This is a genomic window from Streptosporangium sp. NPDC006013 (assembly GCF_040614275.1).
In the GTDB taxonomy this organism is placed as follows: Bacteria; Actinomycetota; Actinomycetes; order Streptosporangiales; family Streptosporangiaceae; genus Streptosporangium.
The window spans coordinates 1-22,114 of sequence record NZ_JBEXUE010000061.1 but is presented as its reverse complement, the minus strand read 5'-3'; the positions used below and the strand labels follow the sequence as shown (position 1 = coordinate 22,114).

Here is a 22,114-nt window from a genome sequence, read left to right as displayed (position 1 = left end):
GCAGGCCCCGACCAGGCCCGGCCCGCGTGGTGACGCGGGCCGGACAGGGCCGGTGGCGATCAGTTGGCGCGCTTGGCGCGGGCGGTGGTCCTGGCGCGGGTCGAGGCGTCGAGGACGACCTTGCGGATGCGCACGTTCTCCGGCGTGATCTCCACGCACTCGTCCTCGCGGATGAACTCCAGCGCCTGCTCCAGCGAGAGCTGGCGCGGCGGGATCAGCGTCTCCGTCGTGTCGCTCGTCGAGGAGCGCATGTTGGTGAGCTTCTTCTCCTTGGTGATGTTCACATCCATGTCGTCGGAGCGCGAGTTCTCACCGACGATCATGCCCTCGTAGACCTCGGTGGTCGGCTGGACGAACAGCACGCCGCGCTCCTGCAGGTTCAGCATGGCGAACGGGGTCACCGGGCCCGGCCGGTCGGCCACCAGCGAGCCGTTGTTGCGGGTGCGCAGCTCACCGAACCACGGCTCGTAGTTCTCGAACACGTGGTTCACGATGCCGGTGCCGCGGGTCTCGGTCAGGAACTCGGTGCGGAAGCCGATCAGGCCGCGGGCCGGGACCACGAACTCCATCCGGATCCAGCCGGTGCCGTGGTTGGTCATGTGCTCCATGCGGCCCTTGCGGACGGCCAGCAGCTGGGTGATCGCCCCGAGGTACTCCTCCGGGCAGTCGATGGTCACCCGCTCGACCGGCTCGTGGACCTTGCCGTCGATGAGCTTGGTGACGACCTGCGGCTTGCCGACGGTCAGCTCGTAGCCCTCGCGGCGCATCTGCTCGACCAGGATGGCCAGCGCCAGCTCGCCGCGGCCCTGCACCTCCCAGGCGTCGGGGCGGTCGGTCGGCAGGACGCGCAGCGACACGTTGCCGACGAGCTCCTTGTCCAGCCGGTCCTTGACCATGCGGGCGGTGACCTTGGAACCCTTGACCCTGCCGACCAGCGGCGAGGTGTTCGTGCCGATGGTCATGGAGATCGCGGGCTCGTCGACCGTGATGAGGGGCAGCGGGCGCGGGTCGTCCGGGTCGGCGAGGGTCTCGCCGATCATGATGTCCGGAATGCCGGCGATCGCGATGATGTCACCGGGACCCGCATCCTCGGCGGGCTTGCGCTCCAGCGCGTCGGTCATCAGCAGCTCGGTGATCTTCACTCGCTGGATGGTGCCGTCGGTGCGGCACCAGGCGACCTGCTGGCCCTTCTTGATGGTGCCCTGGTGGACGCGGCAGAGCGCGATCCTGCCCAGGTAGGAGGAGGCGTCGAGGTTGGTGACGTGCGCCTGCAGCGGGGCCGTCGGGTCGTACGTCGGCGCCGGGATGGTGTCCTTGATCACCTCGAACAGCGGCTCCAGGTCCTCGGAATCCGGCATGGCGGCGTCGTCGGGACGGTTGAGCGAGGCGCGGCCGGCCTTGGCCGAGGCGTAGACGATCGGGAAGTCGATCTGCTCCTCGGTGGCGTCCAGGTCGATGAAGAGCTCGTAGACCTCGTCCACGACCTCCTTGATCCGGGCGTCGGGGCGGTCGACCTTGTTGATGCACAGGATGACCGGCATCTTGGCGGCGAACGCCTTGCGCAGCACGAACCGGGTCTGCGGCAGCGGGCCCTCGGAGGCGTCGACCAGCAGCACCACGCCGTCGACCATGGACAGACCCCGCTCGACCTCGCCGCCGAAGTCGGCGTGGCCGGGGGTGTCGATGATGTTGAGCGTCATACCGCCGTGCTTGACCGCGGTGTTCTTCGCGAGAATGGTGATGCCCTTCTCGCGTTCGAGGTCGTTGGAGTCCATGACACGGTCGTCCACGTCCTGGTTGACGCGGAATGCGCCCGACTGCCAGAGCATGGCATCCACGAGAGTGGTCTTGCCGTGGTCGACGTGCGCGATGATCGCGATGTTCCGCAGGTCGTCGCGGCTGTTCAAAGGCATGATGGAGTCTCACTCTGTGATCGTGGAGGCGGCCGCGGAACCTGCGGCTCTCCCATTTTAGTTGATCCGGACAATCGCTCTCACGCCTCCGACAGATGAAGTGCGGCAATTCACGCTCCGAGCCCCCTGTCCGCGCCGGATGAGGCCGGATGAGGCCGGTCGGGACGGGCGATCCCTAAGCTCGGATCCATGCCCTACGCGCCGTCGTTCCCCGTGATGCTCATGACCCGGGACAATCTGCGGATCGATGCCGCGCACACCCCGCCGCGCGGGGCGGCCGACCTCGGGATCGTGCTGGCCCACGGCTTCACCGGATCGCACAGGGAACGCGCCACCCGCCGCATCGCCCACGTGCTCAGCGGGTTCGGCGGGGTGGTGGCGTTCGACTTCCGGGGGCACGGCCGCTCGGGGGGACTGTCGACGGTGGGCGACCTGGAGATCCTCGACCTGGACGCGGCGGTGCGGCACGCGCGGGCGATCGGCTACCGCAGGGTGGTGACCGTCGGGTTCTCCCTGGGCGGGGCGGTGGCCCTGCGGCACGCGGGGGTGCTCGGCGGGGTGGACGCGGTGGTGTCGGTGAGCGCGCCGGCGCGGTGGTACTACCGGGGGACCCGGCCGATGCGCCAGGTGCACTGGGCGATCGAGAGGCCGGTCGGGCGGCTGTTCACCCGGCTGGGCAAGAACACCCGGATCATGAAGGGCGTGTGGGACCCGTTGCCGCTGGCGCCGTACGCGGCGGCCGCGAAGATCTCACCGGCGCCACTGCTCGTCGTGCACGGGGACGCGGACCCGTTCTTCCCCCTCGACCACGCGTACCAGATCTACGGGTACGCGAGCGAGCCGAAGGAGCTGTGGGTCGAGCCCGGGTACGGCCACGCGGAGTCGGCGGCCACCCCGGAACTGGTCCGCCGCATCGGTGGGTGGGCCGTCGCCCGTTTCGGTCCGCCGGAGGGTGTTTACTCCTTTTGAGGATCGGTTACAGCGGGGGATGGGGCGCATGCGGAGCATCTATGTGGCAGGTCTCGGGCGGGGAGACGGCAGGCAGATCGTCGAGCTCGGCCTGATGGAGCTGCTCACCCGGAGGACCGGCCGCACAGGGGTGTTCCGGCCGATCACCGGGGACGGCGAGGACCGCATCCTGGAACTGCTCAGGAGCAGGTACCGCCCCGCCGCCGCGGTGACGGGGGTGAGCGCCGAGGAGGCCGCGGAGATCTACGCGGAGCGGGGCGTCGAGGAGCTCGTCGGCCGGTTGGTCGCCCGCTTCCACACGCTGGAGCGGGAGTGTGACGCGCTGCTGGTGCTCGGCAGCTACTTCGACACCGACGACCTGCCGCGCGAGCTGGGTTTCAACGCCCGCCTGGCCGCCGAGTTCGGCGCCCCGGTGATCGTGGTGGTGGGCGCGCACGGCGATGCCGCCGAGGAGATCGCGGCCGAGATGCGCACCGGCTACCAGGTCTTCTCCGACCTGGGCTGCACCGTGCTCGCGGTGATCGCCAACCGGGTGCCCGAGGGCACGGTCGTCGACTGTGAGCTCCCGGTCCCCTGCTACGCCATCCCCGAGCGGCCGTCGCTGTCGGCGCCGACCGTCGGGCAGGTCATGCGGGCGGTGGAGGCGGAGCTGATCCAGGGCGACGAGGACAGCCTGCTCCGCGACGTGTTCGGGTTCGTGTTCGGCGGTGCGACGCTCCCGGTGTTCCTGGAGCACCTGGTCGACGGCGCGCTGGTGATCGCACCGGGCGACCGCGCGGACCTGCTGCTGGTCTCGCTGGCCGCCGAGGCGGCCGGTGCGGTGAGACCGGCCGGGGTCGTGCTCACCGTGGGGGAGCGGCCCACGGCGGCCGTACGGGCGCTCACAGCCCGCCTGGCGCCCGGCATGCCGGTGCTCGCGGCCGACGGGGGCAGTTTCGAGGTGGCGACCATCCTGGCGGGCCTGGAGGGGCGGCTCACCGCGGACAACCCCCGCAAGATCGAGACGGCGCTGGGCCACTTCGAGGCCCACGTGGACGCCGCCGCCCTGGCCGACCGGATCGAGCTGACCCGCTCGAAGCGGGTCACCCCGATGATGTTCGAGCACACCCTGCTGGAGCGGGCGCGGGCCGACCGGCGGCACATCGTGCTGCCCGAGGGCGAGGAGGACCGCATCCTGCGGGCGGCGGACATCCTGTTGCGGCGCGGCATCGTCGACATCACCCTGCTGGGCAGGGAGGACGTGGTACGGCGGCGGATCGCCGACCTCGGCCTCGACCCGTCGGGCGTGACCGTCGTCGATCCGCTGACCTCGCCGCTGCGCGAGTCGTTCGCCCAGGAGTACGCCGGGTTGCGGGCGCACAAGGGCGTCACCTTCGAGCGGGCCGTGGACGTGGTCGCCGACGTCAACTTCTTCGGCACGATGATGCTGCACCGGGGCCTCGTGCACGGCATGGTCTCCGGGGCCGCGCACACCACGGCCGCGACGATCCTGCCCGCCTTCCAGATCATCAGGACGGTCCCCGGCACCTCGATCGTCTCCTCGGTGTTCTTCATGTGCCTGGCCGACCGGGTGCTCGTCTACGGCGACTGCGCGATCAACCCCGACCCGGACGCCGAGCAACTCGCCGACATCGCGATCTCCTCGGCCCGTACGGCGGAGCGCTTCGGCGTCGAGCCGAGGGTCGCGATGCTGTCCTACTCCACCGGCGAGTCGGGCAGCGGCGCCGACGTCGACAAGGTCCGCGCCGCCACCGCCCTGGTCGCCGAGCGCGCGCCGGACCTGCTGGTCGAGGGGCCCATCCAGTACGACGCGGCGGTGGACGCCCGCGTCGCCGCGGCCAAGCTGCCCGGGTCGCGGGTCGCGGGCCGGGCGACCGTGCTGATCTTCCCGGACCTGAACACCGGCAACAACACCTACAAGGCGGTGCAGCGCTCGGCCGGGGCCGTCGCGGTCGGGCCGGTTCTGCAGGGACTGCGCCGGCCGGTCAACGACCTGTCACGCGGCGCCCTGGTCGACGACATCGTGAGCACCGTCGCCATCACCGCCATCCAGGCACAGGAGGTCAAGCTGTGAGCCGGGTGCTGGTCCTCAACTCCGGGTCGTCCTCGGTGAAGTACCGGCTGCTGAGCGGTGCCGAGCACCTGGCCTCGGGAGTGGTGGAGCGGATCGGCGAGCTCGGCTCCCCGGTGCCCGATCACCGGGCGGCCCTGAAGGTGGTCGCCGACCTGCTCGCCGCCGAAGGGCTGGGGCTCGACTCTCCCGAGCTCGTCGCGATCGGGCACCGGGTGGTGCACGGCGGCACGACCTTCGCCGAGCCCACACTGATCACCGACGAGGTGGTCAGGAGGATCGAGGAGCTCATCCCGCTCGCCCCCCTGCACAACCCCGCCAACCTGATGGGCATCGAGGTGGCGCGGCGGCTCCGCCCCGATCTGCCGCAGGTGGCCGTCTTCGACACCGCCTTCCACGCGACGATCCCCCCGGCCGCCTCGACGTACGCGATCGACCGGGGGGTGGCCGAGCGGCTGGGCGTGCGGCGCTACGGCTTCCACGGCACCTCACACGCGTACGTCTCCCGCCAGGCCGCGCTCCTCGCGGACCGGCCGGAGGCCAACGTGATCGTCCTGCACCTCGGCAACGGGGCCAGCGCCTCGGCGGTGTCCGCGGGGCGGTGCGTGGACACGTCCATGGGCATGACCCCGCTGGAGGGCCTCGTCATGGGCACCCGCAGCGGCGACCTGGACCCGGCGGTCGTCCTCTATCTGGCGCGTGCCGGAGGCATGTCCCTCGACGAGATCGACGTGCTGCTCAACCGCCGCAGCGGGATGCTCGGCCTCTGCGGTGACAACGACATGCGCGCGGTGGCGGAACGGGTGAGCGAGGGTGACCCGGACGCCGAGCTGGCCGTGTCGGTCTACTGCCACCGGCTCCGCAAGTACGTCGGCGCCTACTACGCGGTCCTCGGCACCGTCGACGTCATCGCCTTCACCGGAGGGGTGGGGGAGAACTCCGCGCTGGTCAGGGAGCGGTCGCTGGCCGGTCTCGGGGCGCTCGGCATCACCGTGGACCCGGCGCGCAACGTGCGGGGCGGCACGATCATCTCCCCTGACGGGGACGGTGTGCGGGTCGCGGTGATCCCCACGGACGAGGAGTTCGAGATCGCCCGGCAAACTCTGCTGGTGGTTTCGCGAACCAATGGGAGATAAGGCACGTCTACCCATGGTGGACGTGCGAAATCCGCCGTGACCGGTCCGGGGACACGGACCGTCGTTCGACGGGCCGTGGGACGGTCAGGCGGTTGCCCAGCGTCGCGGGGGCGTGCTGGGCCGTACGTCCGGTGGGGGTGCCCGTACGGCTTACGGGCACCCCCGAAGGCTCCGGATCAGCCCAGGCGGGCGATCGACTTGTACTCCAGGAAGGACGACAGTCCCTCGGGGCCCAGTTCGCGACCGAGGCCGCTGCTCTTGAAACCGCCGAAGGGCGAGCTGGTCTCGATCATGTAGAGGTTGACGCCGTAGGTGCCGGCGCGCACCTGGCGGGCGACGTCCATGCCGTGCTCGGTGTCGGCGGTCCACACCGTCCCGGCCAGGCCGTAGTCGCTGTCGTTGGCGATCCGGATCGCGTCGGCCTCGTCCTCGTACGGGATCACCGCCAGGACCGGGCCGAAGATCTCCTCACGGGCGATGCGCATCTCGTTGGTCGCTCCGGCGAAGACGGTCGGGGCCACGTACCAGCCGCGGTCGTGGGGGCGGTCGAGGCCGCCGACGACGGCCTTGGCCCCCTCGTCGATGCCGATCTTGATGTAGCCCTCCACCCGTTCCTGCTGCCGCTTGGCGACCAGCGGGCCGATACCGGTCGCCGGGTCGGACGGGTCGCCGACCGGCATGCCCCGCACCATCGCCGAGACCGCGTCCACGACCTCGTCGTAGCGGTTGCGCGAGGCCAGGATGCGGGTCTGGGCGATGCAGGCCTGGCCGTTGTTCATCAGCGAGGCGATCGACAGGAAGCCCATCGCGGAGGGCAGGTCGCAGTCGTCCAGGATGATCGCCGCGGACTTGCCGCCCAGTTCGAGCGTGCAGCGCTTGAGCTGCTCGCCGCAGATCGCCGCGATGCGGCGCCCGGCGGCGGTGGAGCCGGTGAAGGCGACCTTGTCCACGCCCGGGTGGGAGACCAGGTGCTCGCCCGCCTCGCGTCCGGCGGCGACGATGTTGACGACGCCGTCGGGGATGCCGGCCTCCTTGACCATCTCGGCCAGCGGGTAGGCGTCGAGCGGGGTCTCCGGCGCGGGCTTGACCACGATCGTGCAGCCCGCGAGGAGGGCGGGGGCCAGCTTGATCATGATGACGAACTGCGGGACGTTCCACGGGACCACGGCGGCCACCACGCCGACCGGCTCGCGGCGTACGGTCACGGAGCCGAACGTGCCCGGGCGCTCCTCCTCGACGGGGAAGGTCTTGCCGAGCTCGGCGTAGTACTGGAGCATGCCGAGCGGCTGCGGGGCCTGGGCCATCTGGGAGAAGGTGATCGGGGAGCCCATCTCCAGCGTGATGATCTCGGCCATCTCGTCCTGGCGGGCCGCGTAGAGCTCGGCGAGCCTGGACAGGACGGCGGCGCGCTCGGGCATCGTCATCCGGGGCCACGGGCCGTGGTCGAACGCCTGGCGGGCGGCGGCCACCGCCCGGTCCATGTCGGCGGCGGTGCCGTCGGGGACCCGGCCGACGACCTCCTCGGTGTGCGGGGAGATGACGTCGATGGTGCCGGTCCCGGCGGGGGCCACCCAGTCGCCCCCGATGAAGAGCGTGTCGTGCTGGCGCATGATGTGTTGCCTCCTGGTGGGCGGGCCAGAGTCACAATTTGAGCGAATGCTTGCTTGGATAGTGTCATCCGCAGGGAAGGGCGCCACAAGCCCCACCGCTGCTTGAGACCGAATCATGTTCTGTCGCTGATGGCAAGGGTGACAGAAGTCTCCGCCGGAGTCCCTGTCGGATGGGCGAGGTGGGGCACCCTGTGCGAGGATTCATCAGGGTTAAACCAGTGACACGTCAGGAAATGTTTACTCAAATCACCCTAAATGGGCAGATGGTTCGTCAATGGTGCGCGAGTTCCTCCGTTCCGGTGGCGAGCTTCAAGATCGTCTTCTATAGTTTCGCTCCGTCCAAGTGGGGGGCGCCGGAGGTGAGCGAAGCGTGAGACCGACTCGCTCGGCGATCCTGGCCGCCCTGCTCGCGGTGCTGCTCCTGTCGCCGGCCGTGGCGGGGGCGTCCCCGCTCCGCGCGGCCAGGCCGAACCCGGAGGCCGAGCTCAAGAGGCTGACCCAGGAGGCGGCCGAGCTCAACAAGAACTACCGCGGCCAGGTGCAGAGCCTGGAGGAGACCCGGGTCCAGGCCAGCAAGGCCACCGTCAACGCCAGAGGCCTCAAACGCGCCCTGGTGGCCGCCGAAGCCGACATCGTGCGCTTCGCCCAGACCGCCTACATGGGCGGCGCCCTGGACGACGGCAGCCTGCTGAGCTTCCAGGGCGACCCCACCATGGCCCTCAGCCAGGCCGCCACCATGTCCTACCTGGCCAGCCGCCGCGCCACCCAGCTCAACCGGGTCAAGAGCCTCATCAAGAAGGCCAAGACCGCGGAGAAGACCGCCGACGCGAAGATCGTCGCGCTCAAGAAGGACATCGCCGACCTCAAGCGGCAGCGGGTCAGGATCGAGGGACTGCTGGCCAAGTACGGCTTCCAGACCCCCTCGGGCAACGGCGGCCTGACCCCTCGCACGGTCACCATGCGCAACGTCGTGCTGCAGACCTTCCCCATGCCCTACGGCTACGGCTGCCTCCGCCCTGGCGACCCGGGCGACCACGGCACCGGCCGGGCCTGCGACTTCATGATGAGCACCGGTGGCCGCGTCCCCACCCCCGATGCCCTGGAGCGCGGCAACCGCCTCGCCCAGTGGGCCATCGACAACGGCAACAAGTACGGGGTCATGTACATCATCTGGCAGCAGAAGTACTACGACGTCCGCACCGGCGCCGGCTGGAAGATGATGTCCAACCGAGGCGGCAACACCGCCAACCACATCGACCACGTGCACATCTCGATGTTCTGAGCTGCTGGGCCCCTGACCTGCGGTGATCTCGTCATGTGGGGCCTTCAGGGCGCATCCAGGGCACTTCACGCTTGATGATCTTCAGCTGGCACGCGATAGAAGGTAGGGGCGGGCACGTGCCCGGAGAACCTCGCCCGAGGAGGATCGCGGTGCCCCTGATCTCTCGCAGCGACTGCGAGCTGAACGCCTACGACCGTACGTTCTTCGTGGTCGATGTGACGTTCGCCTACGATCCCGGTGACTTCCCGGGCGGCGGCTGGTTCGGAGCGATCACGAACTGCTGCCGCGTCTCCGCGGACGACGACCGCGTGAGCATCCGGCTTGAGGCGTGGGACGACGTACCCGAGGAGCAGCGCGAGCCTTGGGCGGACGTCGCCTCAGGCGTGTTCCGGTCGGAGACCGGGGAGATCTGCGCGGCGGAGCTCTACACGGATGTGCAGGACGGGTTCCTGATCCTTGGGGAGCCGGGCCGGGACTGGCATGTGCGGGCCCACACTCGCACCGACGACGAGGCGGATCCGAGAGAAGAGTTCCTCTTCCAGTTCTGGCCCGCCTCCACCACCGAGAAGCCTTCCTTCTAAGGCTTTGGTGCCGCACTGCCAGGGGCCGCCCACACGTCTTCGATGACCTGCCTCATGCGGTCCTCGCTGGAGGGCATCAGGTGTGTGTAGGTCCGCAGGGTGAAACCGGGGTCCGCGTGTCCGAGGAAGTCGGCCACGGCCTTGATGGACACGCCCCGCTCCAGGAGTACCGAGGCGAAGTGATGGCGGAGCGTGTGGAAGCCGTTCTCGCGGGTCGCCGGGATACCCGCCTTGATCAAGGTCGGCTTCCAGACGAAGCGGTTGAACTCGGTCCGGTTGATCAGGCTGTGCAGTCTGGTCGTGAAGATCAGCTCTGCCGAGTGCAGTGGCCCTTCCGGTGCCCGCCAGGGCAACGTGATCTCGACCGGCTGGAAGGCCACCTGATGATCCGAGAGGCGCAGGGCAAGACTTTCCGGCAGAGGAACGTCACGGACCTTCCCACCCTTCGGCGGGGCGAAGAGCATCTGACGGTCCTTCAGCATCTTGACCTGCCGTCGTACGTGAACGACTCTGGCCGCCAGGTCGATGTCATCGACGGCCAGGCCGAACGCCTCTCCTTGGCGCAGCCCGAGCGCCGCGGCCGTCTGGACCATGACCTCATAGCGTCGTGTGACGGCACCGGCCACGGTAACACCGCGACGACCTACCTCGACAGCTTCGAACGAGTCTGGACCAGCGCCGAATCCGCAGCTCAGATGACCTGATGATCAGTCCTGTTCAAGATCGAACGTAACTTATCTGTTCGTCTTTAAAGCGGTCCGCCTGCGGCGTCCCGCGCCGCGCTGGTCGGCCAGCCGGCCGGGCTGCGGCTCTCCAGCCGGTCCCGGCCGGCGCCGCCCGCGCGTCTTTCGCGCAGTAGACCGCTGGGAGAGAAAGAGGCCGCGCTTGACCCTCCGCTCTCGGCCTGCTGCCGCTTCGCGGTGGGGCGACGGCATACGAGGTGATCAGGTCGTTGGGCTTGGGCCCGCCCCGGGCAAGGGCAGCAGCCACCCCCCGACGTCACGGCGAACAGGATGAACAGGCTGGGGTAGTCGCCGAGAGGAACAGCCAAGGCGGCGCTGGCGAGGGGTTCCGCAACTTTCTGCGCGGGTTGTCGTATCGGCCGGTCTGCCAATCGTCTTGCTGGTAAACGGGAAGGGCAGTGTCTGTCGAACGAGGCATACGCGGTGACAACTGGCGCACGACTCAGGCGCAAGTCGATAGCTGGGGAGCACAGGATCACTGCCCGATGATTCGGAGAAATGGAGTACCTCGTGATCCCGACGATGAACACGATCGACATCGTGGTATCCGACATGGACGCGGCGATCGCCTTCTACGCCCACCTGGGGCTCGACTTCAAGATCGACCCCCACTCGCCCGAACACGCCGCCTGCGATCTGCCGGGCGGGTTCCACGTGATGTTGGATAACGAGGCCTTCCGCACGCCCTTCCTGCCGGGCTGGACCCGTCCGACCGGCGGTCCGGGCAACCTGCTCTGCTTCGAGTTTCCTGCACCGGCCGAAGTCGACGCCAAGTACGCCGAGCTGGTCCAGGCTGGGTATCGGGGGCTCGCCGAGCCGTTCGATGCGTTCTGGGGCATGCGGTACGCCACCGTGCTGGATCCGGACGGAAACGGCGTCGACCTGTATGCGGCTCTGCCGTCCACGTGAGACGACCCACCCACTCATCAGACCCAGGCTGGACAGACACAAGGAGCCAGGCATCGTGAAGTACGTGCTGATGTTCGTCGAGACAGAGCAGTTCGCTAAGGAGTTGCAGGCCATGGGCGAGCTGGAGCGGGACGCGGCATTCGAAGCTGTGGGCCGCTGGTTCGCCGAGCACGCCGACAAGATCACCCACCACGCTCACCTGGCTCCGGTGCACACCGCCACCACGATGCGGTTGCAGGGCGCCGGCGAGCCGGTCATCACGGACGGGCCGTTCGTGGAGGGCAAGGAGGTGGTCAGCGGATTCGCCGAAATCGAGGTCGCCGACCTCGATGAGGCCCTGAAGGTCGCCAGGTCTTGGCCGGCCTGCCCTGTGGTGGAGATCCGCCCCGCCTCGTGAGCTAGCTGGTGAACGAGCCTGTGTCGCATGAGGTGCTGGCCCGCGTGGTGCGCGAGCACGCGGGCCGGCTGGCCGCGTCCCTGGTCTCGCTGCTGGGCGACTTCTCCGCCGCCGAGGACCTGGTCCAGGACGCGATCGAGGTGGCCTTGCAACGGTGGCCTGTCGAGGGCGTCCCGGACCGGCCGGATGCTTGGCTGTTCACTGTGGCCCGCCGCCGCGGCCTGGACGTACTGCGCCGGGAATCCAACTACCGCGCCAAGTTGGCCCGGTTGCAGTGGCCAGTGCCGCCCAGGCCGGATGAACGACTCCAGCTGATCTTCACCTGCTGCCATCCGGCGCTGTCACGGTCGGCGCAGATCGCTTTGACGCTGCGGGTGGTGTGCGGGCTGAGTACCGCACAGATCGCCGCGGGACTCGTGGTGCCGGAGGCCACGGTGGCGCAACGGATCACCCGAGCCAAGAAGAAGATCGCCGAAGCCGGAATTCCCTACCGGGTCCCAACTCCTGAGGACTTGCCCGAGCGGTTGAGGGAGGTGCTGGCTGTCATCTACCTGCTGTTCAACGAGGGCTATCTGTCCAGCACGGCAGAGCGCGCCCAAGCCCGGGACCTGGTCGACGATGCCGAATGGCTGGCCGCACTTCTGGCGGGCCTGGCTCCCGATGAGCCGGAGGTGATCGGCCTGCTGACGCTCATCCGGTTGCACCGGGCGCGGGGAGAGGCCCGTTTCGACACCGGCGGACGTCTGGTCCTTCTGCCCGATCAGGACCGCTCTTTGTGGGATCACGAGGCCATCCAGGCGGCTTCCGCTCTGCTCGTGCGTGCGGCGCGCAGACACCGCCGGCCTGGCCCGTATCAGGTGCAGGCGGCGATCGTGGCTTGTCATGCCGAGGCGCAGCGTTGGGAGGACACCGACTGGGCGCAGATCGTCGTGCTCTACGACATGCTGCTGTACCTGGCGCCTTCCCCGGTCACCCGGTTGCACCGCGCGATCGCTCTGCAATACGTGAAGGGACCGGAAGCCGCTCTGGACGAGTTGAAGAATCTTGCGGACGTGTTGGAGCGCTATCCGCTTTTGCATGCCACTCACGCCGAACTGTTGCGCGCTCTGGGACGGCCGCAGGAGGCCCGTCAGGCCGACGAACGCGCGTTGAGGTTGACCGCCAATCCCGCCCAGCAGGCGTTGCTGGAGGAACGGCTCAGTTGGACATGACCCACGGCGTAGTCGCCGAGCCGCCCGTATCCGGAGTTCAGGTGTCGTGGAGATGCCAGGGCGCGTGCGCGTGCGTTGCCCGAGGGTTGGAGCGGACCTGCACGGCGTAGGTGGGTCGCGTGCTCGTGGGACGCGGGCCTAGGTAGGTGTGGCCGGTCAGGTGGCACCAGGCGGGCAGGTCGATCGGGGCAGCCGGGTCGCCGGTGATCAGGTGAACGACGGTGCCCGGTTCCAGGCCGTCGACCAGGCGGCGTAGCTCGATCAACAGCTGGACGCATCGGCGATCGCCGCCGTCGAGCACGATCGGCTCCCGGTCGTAGCTGCGGCTCTGTGTCTCCTCAGGTGGTGGCATGTTCCTCCTAGGGTTCGGCGGAAATAGTCTAGGAAGCACGATGGACGAGGCAACGAGCAGGCCAGGGGCCGGGCAAAGCGGGGACCTGGCGGCGGCTCAGCGTGAGCATTGGCAGCGCACCTACACCGCCCACCCTGACATGTACGGCGATCAGCCATCGGCGCCGGCCGTGTATGCCACTGGGGTGTTCGCCGCCGCCGGGGCGAGGTCGGTCCTGGAGTTGGGTGCCGGCCACGGGCGAGACGCCCTGTACTTCGCTCGGTGCGGCTTTGCCGTTCAGGCCACCGACTTCAGCCCGCACGGCCTGGAACAGCTACGCCTCACTGCCGAGCACGCCAGCCTGGGCGATCGGGTGGCCACGTTGGTGCATGACGTGCGCGAGGCGCTCCCGCTGCTCGACGAGTCGGTGGATGCGGTCTACGCGCACATGTTGTTGTGCATGGCACTGTCGACAGCGCAGATTCGCGCTCTGGTCGGCGAGGTGCGACGGGTGCTGCGCCCAGGTGGGATCTTCGTTTACACCGTGCGCCACACGGGAGACGCTCACTACGGTGCCGGCATTGCCCACGGTGATGGCATCTTCGAACATGGCGGTTTCGCGGTGCACTTCTTCGACCGCGCGCTGGTCGATGTACTGGCCCACGATTGGAGCACCCCGCAGATCCACCCGTTCGAGGAGGGCGAACTGCCCCGCCGCCTATGGCGCGTCACCCAAACCGACTCCACCGAACTCGGGGTACATCACTTGCCTGCTTGGACATGGCCCTCACCATTCCACCGGCAGGGCGACCAGGCCGCCGGTCAGGACGTCGGCGCGCACCCGTAGTTCTTCGACCGGTACGGCCAGCCGCATCTGCGGGAAACACGCGAGCAGCTGAGAGAAGACGGCTTGCAACTCCATGCGCGCCAGCGGAGCGCCGATGCAGTAGTGGCCGCCGTGCCCGAACGTCAGATGAGGTACGGCATGCCGTGTGACGTCGAAGCGATCTGGCTCGGAGAAGACCGCGGCGTCGTGGTTGGCGGCGCCGCTGTCGAGTAGTACCAGCTCACCCGCCCGTACGGTCACATCGCCGATCTGCAGATCGGTGCGGGCGTAGCGGGGGATGCCGCCCCCGCCTGTGCCCTGCGTGCGCAGCATCTCCTCCACCGCGCTGGTGACCAGGCTTGGGTCGTCGGCCAGCGTCTGCTGCTGGCCCGGGTTGGTCAACAGGCACAGTGCGCCCATGCCGATCGCCACGACGGTGGTCTCATGCCCGGCGAACAGCATGAACATCGACATCATCGCGACCTCGTCATCGCTCACCTCGCCAGAGGCGCACATGCGGGAGATGAAGTCGTCGCCGGGCTCCTTACGCTTCCGGGCCACCAACTGCTGGCCGTAGCCGAACAGTTCACCCAGCCCTGACTCGGAGCGGGCCCGGTCGCGCACGTCGCCGGCGGCCTCGGTCCAGGCGCGGAACTGCTCGCGGTCGGCGTACGGCACGCCGAGCAGCTCGCAGATCACCAGGATGGGCAGCGGAAGCGCGAGTGCTTGATGTAGGTCCGCAGGTGATCCGTGCTCGGCCAGGTCGTCGAGCAGTCGCGTAGTCAGCTCTTCCACTCGCGACCGGAAGGCGCGCATGCGCTTGGGGGAGAAGTGCGGCTGAAGCAGGGTGCGCATCCGGGCGCTGTCGGCCGCTTCACTGTCGTAGTTTCCCAGCGGCCCGCCGAACAGTGCCGACTCACCTGTGCGGGCGGCGTTGTCGGGGTCCGGGTGAGAGCGGCCGAGTCGGTCGTCCGCCAGTAGCGCGCGTACCTGCTCGTAGCCCGTGACCAACCAGGCCTCATGTCCCACCGCCGTGCGGATCCGGTGGATCACGCCGTCCCTCTGCAGCTGGCGCAACAGCGGCGCCACCTTTAACGGATGAGTCTGTTCGAACGGCAACTGCACCGTCATCCTCGGCCTCCTAAGCTCAAGCCATCTTGTTTAAGATAGCTTTAACAAAGTGACTTGTATAGGATGGCTTTAACAAGTGGAGGTGCGGATCGATGGTAGGAGCGGAACCGGCTCGGCGAATGCGCCGCGCCGAGCGGCGTGAGCAGATTCTCGATGCCGCCACGCGTGCGTTCGCTCGTGCCGGGTTCGCCGGGACCGGCCTCGATGACGTCGCCTTAGAGGCCGGTATCAGCCACGTGATCCTTTATCGGCACTTCGACTCCAAGGCTGCCTTGTACAGGGCCGTGCTGGAGCGTGCCTGCGAGCGGTTGGCCGAGCAGACCGGTACCGACGACTTTGACGACGACGCCATCCCCGCTCTACTGCGCGCTGCGGCCGCCGACCCCGACGGGTTCCGGCTCTTGTTCCGCTACGCCGCCCGAGAGCCCGAGTTTCGCGAATTCGTCGACCTCATCACCGCAACCTCCACAGAGGTCGCGCAGAAGAACCTGGCCAAGCGCATCCCCGCAGGACCATGGCTGGAATGGGCATCGCGTCTGATTCCTACGCTGACCATTGAGGCAGTGATTGCCTGGCTGGATGCCGGCCAGCCCGAGCCAGGCCAGGCCCCCGAACGAATCCGTCAGATCATTCACGGCGCCATCGCCGCCGCGCATCCCAATGTGGACGAGTCGGCAGCGGCCGCAGACAGCTAGCGAGTTCGATTTCGCCTCGATGGCTATGTCCGTCTGCCATTATTTCGTTCCAAAAGTTCATGGGTGGAGGACTACGCGCCATGTTTGCCTACGGCCAGCTCACTCGCGTGGCGGGTGCCGATCCGCGGAACTTGACCTTCGCAGTTTTGGATGTGGAGACCACGGGGCTGTATCCAGGGAAGGGTTCGCGCGTTTGCGAGATTGGCATCGTGCGAATGCGAGGCGACGGGGTCATTCTCGATGAGTACTCCACGCTCATCGATCCGCGGCTCAGATGCCGGGTTCCCTCCTACGGGCAGGTGAGATGGCGAACGAGCGGTCGCCAGAGCGAGAGCCGTCGGTGTCGACTCCGCGGGAACATTTGTCCAAGACCGATAGTCGACCGCCCATGCATATTCTCTGCATGAGTGAGTACGACGTTGAGCATTCGCATGGGATGTACGTGGTCCACGACGGCCCGCGGCAGGCGCGGCCGCTGTTGCTCATCCACGGATCGGGGGCCTCGAGCGGCACCTGGAGCCCGGTGGTCCCGGCACTGGCCGACCGTCATCACGTCATCCGGGTCGACCTCCCGGGCTGCGGCCAGTCCCCGCCCGCGCCGTCGTACGACGTGCCCGCGCAGGCGGGCCAGGTGGCGGCGCTGCTCGACGAGCTCGGCCTTCGTCAAGTCGCCGTGGTCGGGCACTCCAGCGGCGGCTACGTCGCCACCGCGCTTGCCGAACAACGTCCCGACCTGGTGGGTTCGCTCGTACTGATCAGCAGCGGCCCGAGTCCCGATGCGCTCCTTCGGCAGCCGTTCATCCTTCGGGTCCTGTTGGCCCCGCCTTTGGGCCCGCTCCTGTGGCCGAGGCGTTCGGATGCGATGATCCGCAGAGGGATCAGCGCGACGGCCGCTCGCCCGGTGGACGTCCCGGACGAGGTGGTCGCCGAGGTGCGGGGGATCACCTACCGCGCGATGAGGACGGTGCTGCGCCGGAACACCGCGTACATCGCCGAGCGGGGCGTGCCCGAGCGTCTCGCCGCCCTCGAGGTCCCCGTGCTGGTGATCTTCGGCGCTGCCGACCCCCGTTGGGAGCCGTCGTCGGCGCACCAGTACGACGCGGTGCCGAACGCGCGGGTCGAGCTGCTGCCCGGCGTCGGGCACCTACCCATGTTGGAAGCGCCCGAGACGACCAGCGAACTGCTGCTGGGCTTCACGACAACGGCCGCTGACAGCCCGCCCATGATCCCTGAGGCCTAGACTGGTCACGTGTTGTCGACCGGGACGCCATTCCCCTGGGCGGCGGTGGACGTCGCAGTCCCGCGCCTGTCAGGTCGGCTGCCGGGGGTCACCATGGCCGGGTTCCGCCATCGTGCCCCCGGACTCGTGGACATCGCCATGGTCGCGCACCCATCCGTCACCCTGATCGTCGATCTGAGCGAGGGAGAAGGCATCGTTTACGACATTCATGGCCGGCGCGAGCGCGGCAGTGTCGTCGTCGGGCTCCTCCCTGGCGATCTTCGGGCAGCCGGCTCTGGGGTTGGCGAGTGCCTCCAGATCCGGCTGGAGCCGGTCGTGGCGGGTGCGGTGCTCGGCACATCGGCCGAGCTCAGTGGGACGGTGGTATCCCTCAAGGATGTCTGGGGCCGTGACGCCGGGCGAGCCGAGGACAGGCTGCGCGCCGCCGCGTCGTGGGACGAACGGTTCACGATCGCGGTCGAAATCCTCAACCGTCGGCTGGGCGACCGCCCGCCGGTCGATCCGGAGGTCGCCTACACCTGGCGGCGGACGCTCACCAGCCGGGGGCGAGTGCGGATCGACGGCCTGGCGGACGAGGTCGGCTGGAGCCGCAAGCGCCTGTGGTCCCGCTTCCGGTCCCAGCTCGGCATCACCCCCAAACGCACCGCCCAACTCGTGCGCTTCGACCACGCCGCCCACCTTCTCGCGGCGGGTCACGCCGCCGCCAGCGTCGCCACCCAGACCGGCTACGTCGACCAGTCACATCTCCACCGCGAGGTCAAGGCGTTCGCCGGGCTCACGCTCACGGCCGTGGCCGTCGCGCCATGGCTCGCGATCGACGACGTCGCATGGCCGGCTTCATCGCCGACCCGGCCATGACGGGCATCCCACGGTGTCAGCACGAGCATGGCCGGAGATTGTCGGTCAGGGCATATCGCCGTGTCCGTACTCATCGAGTGTGATGTTCCGCGCCATGGCCAGTGACGCCTGACACACGGCTTCGATGCCTGATGGCTCGAAGCCGTGGACCGTCTTCATGGAAGTGAGCTCCCCCCCCCGCAGCCCGGACGCCGGCGTGTTGACCGCGGCAATGCACACGCCATGAGATGGCGGTGAGTGCAGGCATACAGATCCGTACGGCCGAAAACCGCTTGCCTCGCGTGGTGGGCTCAGGGAACGTGGTGTCCATGACGCTCTGACGGACAGCACCCCGCCACTCCGAGATGCCACGGCGCCGACGCGCCCCGCAATGCTGTCAACCCATACCCCTTTGAGGGAAGAGAGCCTTTTGTCTCAGCAACACTCCCGGCAGGAGTCCCTGCCGCCGTCCACCACGGCCACGGGGTCGGCCACCGTCACCGTGTTCGCCTCCTCCGCGAGCTGGATCGAGTCCGACGCCCTCGCGCAGTGCCACCAGGTGGCCGCCCTCGACGGCATGGTGCACGTCGCCGCCATGCCGGACCTGCACCCCGGCAAGGGCGCTCCCATCGGCGCCGCCATGGCATCGACCGTGCTGTACCCGTTCCTGGTGGGCTCCGACATCGGTTGCGGCATCGCCGTGTTCCCCATGAAGCTCAAGCGCGCCGTACCCGAGAAGCTCGCCGCCCGCTTCCCCGACCTCGATCGCGCGCTGGATCCCGAGCAAGATGCCGACGACCCGGCCTGGGCCGTTGTGAAGGGCGATATCCCCGCCGGTCACGTCGAGGGCCTCGGGACGGTCGGCCGGGGCAATCACTTCGTCGAGCTGGCGCGGATCGGGACCGTCTTCGAGCCGGGCCACGCGAGCCGCCTCGGACTCGCCGACGGCGACCTGGTTCTCATCGTCCACAGCGGTTCCCGAGGGCTGGGCGAACAGATCCTGCGGGCGCACACCGCGGTCCACGGCGCGGGCCCCGCCCCTGATCCCGGCGCCTACCTGGCGATGCATGACGACGCCGTACGCTGGGGATCGCTCAACCGGCGGTTGATGGCCGCCCGGGTCGCCCATGCCCTGGGGGCCGAGCCTGCCGAGCCGCTCGTCGACCAGTGCCACAACCTGGTCGAGGTTCGCGACGGGGTCTACCTGCACCGCAAGGGGGCGGCGCCGGGTGACGGCCGCGACGTGCTCATCGCCGGTACGCGAGGCACCCCCTCCTACCTCGTGGCCGCCCACGCCGGGCCGGACGCCAACCATTCCGTCGCGCACGGCGCGGGCCGCAAGATGTCGCGTGCGGACGCCCTGCGCCGGGGCCGGGCCAAGCACACGGTCGAGGAGCTGCGCCGCACGCCGGTGGGGTCGCTGGTGGTGTGCGGAGACCGCCAGCTGCTCTTCGAGGAGGCGCCGACGGCCTACAAGCGCATCGAGCAGGTGATCGCCGACCTCGTCGACCATGACCTGGCCACGCCCGTGGCCACCACGGTCCCTCTGGTCACCTACAAGACGCCCGATCTCGGATCCACGCCCCGGCGGGACCAGCGCCGCAAGCGAGGCGCGCGGTGAGCGTCCACCTGCTCCTGTCGGCCGGGCGTGGCCCGCAGGAGTGCGCCTGGGCGCTGGCCCGGCTGCTGCGCCGCCTGGAAGCCGACGCCACCCGGCAGAACCTGGAGACCCATCGGGCCGAGACCGTTCCCGGTGACCGGCCCGACACCTACCGATCGGTTCTGATCCGGATCTCAGGAGCCGGTGCCGAGGCGTTCGCCGCCTCGTGGACCGGAACCCTGTGCTGGCAGGCCCCCAGCCCCTACCGGGCCGGCACAGGCCGAAAGAACTGGTACGTCATCGCCCAACCGTGCCAGGTCGACACCCCGCGCACGACGTTCGCGGAGGCGGACGTCGACATCGTCGCCTGCCGCACCGGCGGCCCCGGCGGTCAACATCGAAACAAGGCCAGCACGGCGGTACGGGCGACCCACCGGCCCTCGGGGATCGTCGTCGTGGTCGACACCGAGCGGCAGTTCAGCCTCAACCGCCGCATCGCCATGCGGCTGCTGCGACAGCGCATCGAGGACGGCGACGAGACGGCAGGGCGTGCCGTCACCACCGCCCGCTGGCGCGTCCACGATGAGCTCGTACGCGGCAACCCCACCCGTATCGAACGTCCGGAAACGCCGAAGCAGGACCTGGCTTCACAGGAGCAGACGCGCCGACGACCGTGACAGTCCACCCGACCATGCCCTACCGCAGAAGGAGGATCGCACCCAGAATCGCCAGGGCAAAAGCACGTGCGGTGAGGACCTGCCGGCACGGTCGCGGTACCCTGCGCCGTGAGCAGCCCAAGGAAGCTCACCGAGAGCGGACGCAACCGTGGAGGCCCCCAAGCCTGGGAGCACAGGGCACACCCAGGGCACATGGGCACGAGATACAGCGCGAAACGATGAGAACCAGTGAACGCCAAAAGCCCGGCTCAGCTTCGAAGCGCCCCGGGCACGTCGCTCAGCGCTCACGTCGGCGCCGGGCCTTACCGCTCACTCCGCCGAACAGCGCCAGGCCCCTCACCACGACCACCGGCGCCGACGGGTCGACGTCCGGGCTGCTGTGCACGTCGAAGCCGCCGAAGATGCCGACGCCGTGGCAGCGCACCTCCGTCCCCTCGGGCACGATGATCTCGGCCCCGCCGAAGATCGCGTTGATCGTGATCTCGACCTCTTTTGCCTCGAACTCGGCGTCGGTCAGGTCAAACCGCAGGCCGCCGAAGACGGCCAGCGCTTTGGTCCGCCGCCGTACCCGCCAGCGGCCCTTGCGCTCGGCACCGCCGAAGATGGCGACGATGTTCTCGGGCTTGGAGCTCGCATCCGGCAGGTAGGACACCGGGTTCGCGGCCGGACGGTGCCGGTCGACCTGTAGGTCGCGGGTGAGGACCTCGAGCTCCCCCACGGTCTTGGCCTGGTAGAGCCGGTCCAGGCGCTCGGAGTACTCCTCGTGGCTCAGCTGACCGGTGCTCAGGGCTTCACCGAGCATGGTGCTGACCTGCTCCCTATTGCTGTCCGAGGCGCGCAGGTGCGACATCTGGGAGTCCCTACGCTGAGGGGGATTTTCCATGCTGGCCACGATAGTTCTCATTCATCCTGACGGGGAGCTTGCCAAGGGGTGTTCGGTCACCTCCAGCTCGCCCGCGGCCTCGACGATCCGCTCGGCGGCCTTCAGCAGGTGCAGCGATGAGACCCGCTCCTCCTGCTGGTCGCCCCGGCATGAGGACATGGTCCTACAGGAGGAACGCTGTACAGCGACACCGTCTTACGCGATCACACGGCACCGACCCGTATCTATCTCCTGAACAGGGGACGAGCTGTGTGACATGCATGCCGCCCTTCCCTACGGATCGTTAGAAGGCGCCTGGCTGGTGTTCTGCTTGTCCCGGCTCCAGATTTCGGTGCATCGAGGGAGGTCCTCGATGCCTCCGCCTTCGGGGATCATGCCCCAGAGGAAGGGGATCAGGTACTGAGGCGGTTCGCCCAGGAGCACGGCCAGTTCGTCCTCGGTGACGGTGAGGGTGAATGCCGAGCCCGGTTGCCCGGGGTTCCATCCCTGTTCGACGGCTCGCCGGATGCATCCGGCGACGAGGGCGGGGCGGACCGCGATCGTCCGTTCTCCGAGCCAGTTGTCCGGCCGGGCGCAGGGAAGGGACACCACGAGAACACGCCCCGGCTCCTCGGTCCGCTCAACGGTGACGGTGAGGGGACTCCAGCTGTTGCCCTGGTGGTAGGTGGGCTTGTGCCGGATCCGCCAGCGGAAGGCGGTGCCGTCGACGCTGATGGGCCGTGAGCCCTTCCTGGGCATCGTCACGGGCGCCTCCAAGCTTCTGTTCTGTTCCGTCGCTGTTCTGTGGGAGTACCAAAAGCAGTGAGAAGTGACGCGAGACGCCCGCAAGCGTAACCACTGCTCATCCCATGATCGAACTGTTTTCCCAGGTGCCCTGATCACGCATCGGAGATCACCCAGATCTACGAGCGCAGGGCGCACTCAGGGCACATCTGATCGGTTGGATGCCGGCGAAGGGCCGGCCGCGTGGCGGCAGGCCGGGGAGCGGGCTCGGCCTGGCAGCGAGGGCGTGCAGCTCGTAGGTCGCGTTCTCGTGCCCGGTGCCGGTCAGGGCGGCGCTCGCCGCCAGCGC

24 protein-coding genes are annotated in these 22,114 nt (G+C 68.7%); 15 read left to right on the top strand and 9 right to left on the bottom strand.

The window, feature by feature from the left end:
• Positions 1-59 precede the first annotated feature (59 nt).
• Positions 60-1,913, bottom strand: coding sequence for a translational GTPase TypA (typA, locus tag ABZ260_RS12570; RefSeq protein ID WP_355616153.1), 1,854 nt, complete (start codon positions 1,911-1,913; stop codon positions 60-62).
• 189 nt (positions 1,914-2,102) lie between these two features.
• Between typA and ABZ260_RS12565 the strand changes: the two genes are divergently transcribed.
• Genes ABZ260_RS12565 through ABZ260_RS12555 form a run of 3 tightly spaced genes read left to right on the top strand, consistent with a single transcriptional unit; the run spans position 2,103 to position 6,089 of the window.
• Positions 2,103-2,882: an alpha/beta fold hydrolase gene (locus tag ABZ260_RS12565; RefSeq protein ID WP_355616151.1), complete on the top strand. Its 780-nt coding sequence runs from the start codon at positions 2,103-2,105 to the stop codon at positions 2,880-2,882.
• Between the two features lie 28 nt (positions 2,883-2,910).
• Positions 2,911-4,956: a phosphate acetyltransferase gene (gene pta / locus ABZ260_RS12560; protein WP_355616149.1), complete on the top strand. Its 2,046-nt coding sequence runs from the start codon at positions 2,911-2,913 to the stop codon at positions 4,954-4,956.
• Complete coding sequence (locus ABZ260_RS12555) at positions 4,953-6,089, top strand: acetate kinase (protein ID WP_355616147.1); 1,137 nt, start codon at positions 4,953-4,955, stop codon at positions 6,087-6,089. Before pta ends, ABZ260_RS12555 begins: the two co-directional genes overlap by 4 nt.
• Positions 6,090-6,265: 176 nt before the next feature.
• On the opposite strand, the gene ABZ260_RS12550 is transcribed toward ABZ260_RS12555, so the two are convergent.
• On the bottom strand, positions 6,266-7,699 hold the full coding sequence (locus tag ABZ260_RS12550) for an aldehyde dehydrogenase (protein ID WP_355616145.1): 1,434 nt from the start codon (positions 7,697-7,699) through the stop codon (positions 6,266-6,268).
• Positions 7,700-8,069: 370 nt separating this feature from the next.
• On the opposite strand from ABZ260_RS12550, the gene ABZ260_RS12545 reads away from it, so the two are divergent.
• Entirely contained in the window at positions 8,070-8,981 is a 912-nt protein-coding gene (locus ABZ260_RS12545; protein ID WP_355616143.1) for a hypothetical protein, read from the top strand.
• A 149-nt stretch (positions 8,982-9,130) separates the two neighbouring features.
• Positions 9,131-9,562, top strand: a complete 432-nt coding sequence (locus tag ABZ260_RS12540; protein ID WP_355616141.1) for a hypothetical protein — start codon at positions 9,131-9,133, stop codon at positions 9,560-9,562.
• Here ABZ260_RS12540 and ABZ260_RS12535 read toward each other — a convergent pair.
• Positions 9,559-10,155 (bottom strand): site-specific integrase, encoded by a 597-nt coding sequence (locus ABZ260_RS12535; RefSeq protein WP_355616139.1) that lies wholly within the window; start codon positions 10,153-10,155, stop codon positions 9,559-9,561. The genes ABZ260_RS12540 and ABZ260_RS12535 overlap by 4 nt on opposite strands.
• A 648-nt stretch (positions 10,156-10,803) precedes the next feature.
• Between ABZ260_RS12535 and ABZ260_RS12530 the strand changes: the two genes are divergently transcribed.
• Genes ABZ260_RS12530 through ABZ260_RS12520 form a run of 3 tightly spaced genes read left to right on the top strand, consistent with a single transcriptional unit; the run spans position 10,804 to position 12,822 of the window.
• Positions 10,804-11,214 carry a VOC family protein gene (locus tag ABZ260_RS12530; RefSeq protein WP_355616137.1) on the top strand — a complete coding sequence of 137 codons (411 nt, stop codon included), beginning with the start codon at positions 10,804-10,806 and terminating at the stop codon, positions 11,212-11,214.
• Between the two features lie 55 nt (positions 11,215-11,269).
• Positions 11,270-11,611: a YciI family protein gene (locus ABZ260_RS12525; protein WP_355616135.1), complete on the top strand. Its 342-nt coding sequence runs from the start codon at positions 11,270-11,272 to the stop codon at positions 11,609-11,611.
• Positions 11,612-11,619: 8 nt separating this feature from the next.
• Complete coding sequence (locus ABZ260_RS12520; protein WP_355616133.1) at positions 11,620-12,822, top strand: DUF6596 domain-containing protein; 1,203 nt, start codon at positions 11,620-11,622, stop codon at positions 12,820-12,822.
• A 37-nt stretch (positions 12,823-12,859) separates the two neighbouring features.
• Here the strand turns inward: ABZ260_RS12520 and ABZ260_RS12515 are convergent, their stop codons facing one another.
• Entirely contained in the window at positions 12,860-13,174 is a 315-nt protein-coding gene (locus tag ABZ260_RS12515) for a sulfurtransferase TusA family protein (RefSeq protein WP_355616131.1), read from the bottom strand.
• A 40-nt stretch (positions 13,175-13,214) separates the two neighbouring features.
• On the opposite strand from ABZ260_RS12515, the gene ABZ260_RS12510 reads away from it, so the two are divergent.
• Positions 13,215-14,000: a class I SAM-dependent methyltransferase gene (locus ABZ260_RS12510; protein WP_355616129.1), complete on the top strand. Its 786-nt coding sequence runs from the start codon at positions 13,215-13,217 to the stop codon at positions 13,998-14,000.
• Here ABZ260_RS12510 and ABZ260_RS12505 read toward each other — a convergent pair.
• A complete protein-coding gene (locus tag ABZ260_RS12505; RefSeq protein ID WP_355616127.1) occupies positions 13,941-15,110 on the bottom strand; it encodes a cytochrome P450 in 1,170 nt (389 codons plus the stop codon). The genes ABZ260_RS12510 and ABZ260_RS12505 overlap by 60 nt on opposite strands.
• Positions 15,111-15,229: 119 nt before the next feature.
• Here ABZ260_RS12505 and ABZ260_RS12500 point away from each other — a divergent pair, with 119 nt between their 5' ends.
• The 6 genes from ABZ260_RS12500 to prfH all read left to right on the top strand — a co-directional run bounded on the left by ABZ260_RS12500 (position 15,230) and on the right by prfH (position 20,159).
• Positions 15,230-15,805, top strand: a complete 576-nt coding sequence (locus tag ABZ260_RS12500) for a helix-turn-helix domain-containing protein (RefSeq protein ID WP_355616124.1) — start codon at positions 15,230-15,232, stop codon at positions 15,803-15,805.
• Between the two features lie 59 nt (positions 15,806-15,864).
• Positions 15,865-16,212, top strand: a complete 348-nt coding sequence (locus ABZ260_RS12495; RefSeq protein WP_355616122.1) for an exonuclease domain-containing protein — start codon at positions 15,865-15,867, stop codon at positions 16,210-16,212.
• Positions 16,209-17,045: an alpha/beta hydrolase gene (locus ABZ260_RS12490; RefSeq protein WP_355616120.1), complete on the top strand. Its 837-nt coding sequence runs from the start codon at positions 16,209-16,211 to the stop codon at positions 17,043-17,045. Before ABZ260_RS12495 ends, ABZ260_RS12490 begins: the two co-directional genes overlap by 4 nt.
• 45 nt (positions 17,046-17,090) lie before the next feature.
• Positions 17,091-17,903 carry a helix-turn-helix domain-containing protein gene (locus tag ABZ260_RS12485; RefSeq protein WP_355616118.1) on the top strand — a complete coding sequence of 271 codons (813 nt, stop codon included), beginning with the start codon at positions 17,091-17,093 and terminating at the stop codon, positions 17,901-17,903.
• A 409-nt stretch (positions 17,904-18,312) separates the two neighbouring features.
• Entirely contained in the window at positions 18,313-19,503 is a 1,191-nt protein-coding gene (locus ABZ260_RS12480; protein ID WP_355616115.1) for an RNA ligase RtcB family protein, read from the top strand.
• Entirely contained in the window at positions 19,500-20,159 is a 660-nt protein-coding gene (prfH, locus tag ABZ260_RS12475) for a peptide chain release factor H (RefSeq protein WP_355616106.1), read from the top strand. The genes ABZ260_RS12480 and prfH overlap by 4 nt, the downstream gene beginning before the upstream one ends.
• A gap of 277 nt (positions 20,160-20,436) precedes the next feature.
• Here the strand turns inward: prfH and ABZ260_RS12470 are convergent, their stop codons facing one another.
• The 4 genes from ABZ260_RS12470 to ABZ260_RS12455 all read right to left on the bottom strand — a co-directional run.
• Positions 20,437-21,042 (bottom strand): DUF1707 domain-containing protein, encoded by a 606-nt coding sequence (locus ABZ260_RS12470; RefSeq protein WP_355616104.1) that lies wholly within the window; start codon positions 21,040-21,042, stop codon positions 20,437-20,439.
• Between the two features lie 21 nt (positions 21,043-21,063).
• On the bottom strand, positions 21,064-21,201 hold the full coding sequence (locus ABZ260_RS12465; protein ID WP_355616102.1) for a hypothetical protein: 138 nt from the start codon (positions 21,199-21,201) through the stop codon (positions 21,064-21,066).
• A 114-nt stretch (positions 21,202-21,315) separates the two neighbouring features.
• A complete protein-coding gene (locus ABZ260_RS12460; RefSeq protein ID WP_355616100.1) occupies positions 21,316-21,786 on the bottom strand; it encodes a hypothetical protein in 471 nt (156 codons plus the stop codon).
• A gap of 148 nt (positions 21,787-21,934) precedes the next feature.
• The coding region (locus tag ABZ260_RS12455; RefSeq protein WP_355616098.1) for a hypothetical protein at positions 21,935-22,114 on the bottom strand (180 nt) is incomplete at its 5' end.

Coding starts and splice junctions, on each gene's coding strand:
- ABZ260_RS12500 (WP_355616124.1), top strand. CDS start 15,230: ATGCGCCGCGCCGAGCGGCGTGAGCAGATTCTCGATGCCGCCACGCGT.
- pta (WP_355616149.1), top strand. CDS start 2,911: ATGCGGAGCATCTATGTGGCAGGTCTCGGGCGGGGAGACGGCAGGCAG.
- ABZ260_RS12550 (WP_355616145.1), bottom strand. CDS start 7,699: ATGCGCCAGCACGACACGCTCTTCATCGGGGGCGACTGGGTGGCCCCC.
- ABZ260_RS12505 (WP_355616127.1), bottom strand. CDS start 15,110: ATGACGGTGCAGTTGCCGTTCGAACAGACTCATCCGTTAAAGGTGGCG.
- ABZ260_RS12495 (WP_355616122.1), top strand. CDS start 15,865: ATGGGTGGAGGACTACGCGCCATGTTTGCCTACGGCCAGCTCACTCGC.
- typA (WP_355616153.1), bottom strand. CDS start 1,913: ATGCCTTTGAACAGCCGCGACGACCTGCGGAACATCGCGATCATCGCG.
- ABZ260_RS12490 (WP_355616120.1), top strand. CDS start 16,209: ATGAGTGAGTACGACGTTGAGCATTCGCATGGGATGTACGTGGTCCAC.
- ABZ260_RS12565 (WP_355616151.1), top strand. CDS start 2,103: ATGCCCTACGCGCCGTCGTTCCCCGTGATGCTCATGACCCGGGACAAT.
- ABZ260_RS12465 (WP_355616102.1), bottom strand. CDS start 21,201: ATGTCCTCATGCCGGGGCGACCAGCAGGAGGAGCGGGTCTCATCGCTG.
- ABZ260_RS12530 (WP_355616137.1), top strand. CDS start 10,804: ATGGAGTACCTCGTGATCCCGACGATGAACACGATCGACATCGTGGTA.
- ABZ260_RS12535 (WP_355616139.1), bottom strand. CDS start 10,155: ATGGTCCAGACGGCCGCGGCGCTCGGGCTGCGCCAAGGAGAGGCGTTC.
- ABZ260_RS12510 (WP_355616129.1), top strand. CDS start 13,215: ATGGACGAGGCAACGAGCAGGCCAGGGGCCGGGCAAAGCGGGGACCTG.
- ABZ260_RS12470 (WP_355616104.1), bottom strand. CDS start 21,042: ATGGAAAATCCCCCTCAGCGTAGGGACTCCCAGATGTCGCACCTGCGC.
- ABZ260_RS12515 (WP_355616131.1), bottom strand. CDS start 13,174: ATGCCACCACCTGAGGAGACACAGAGCCGCAGCTACGACCGGGAGCCG.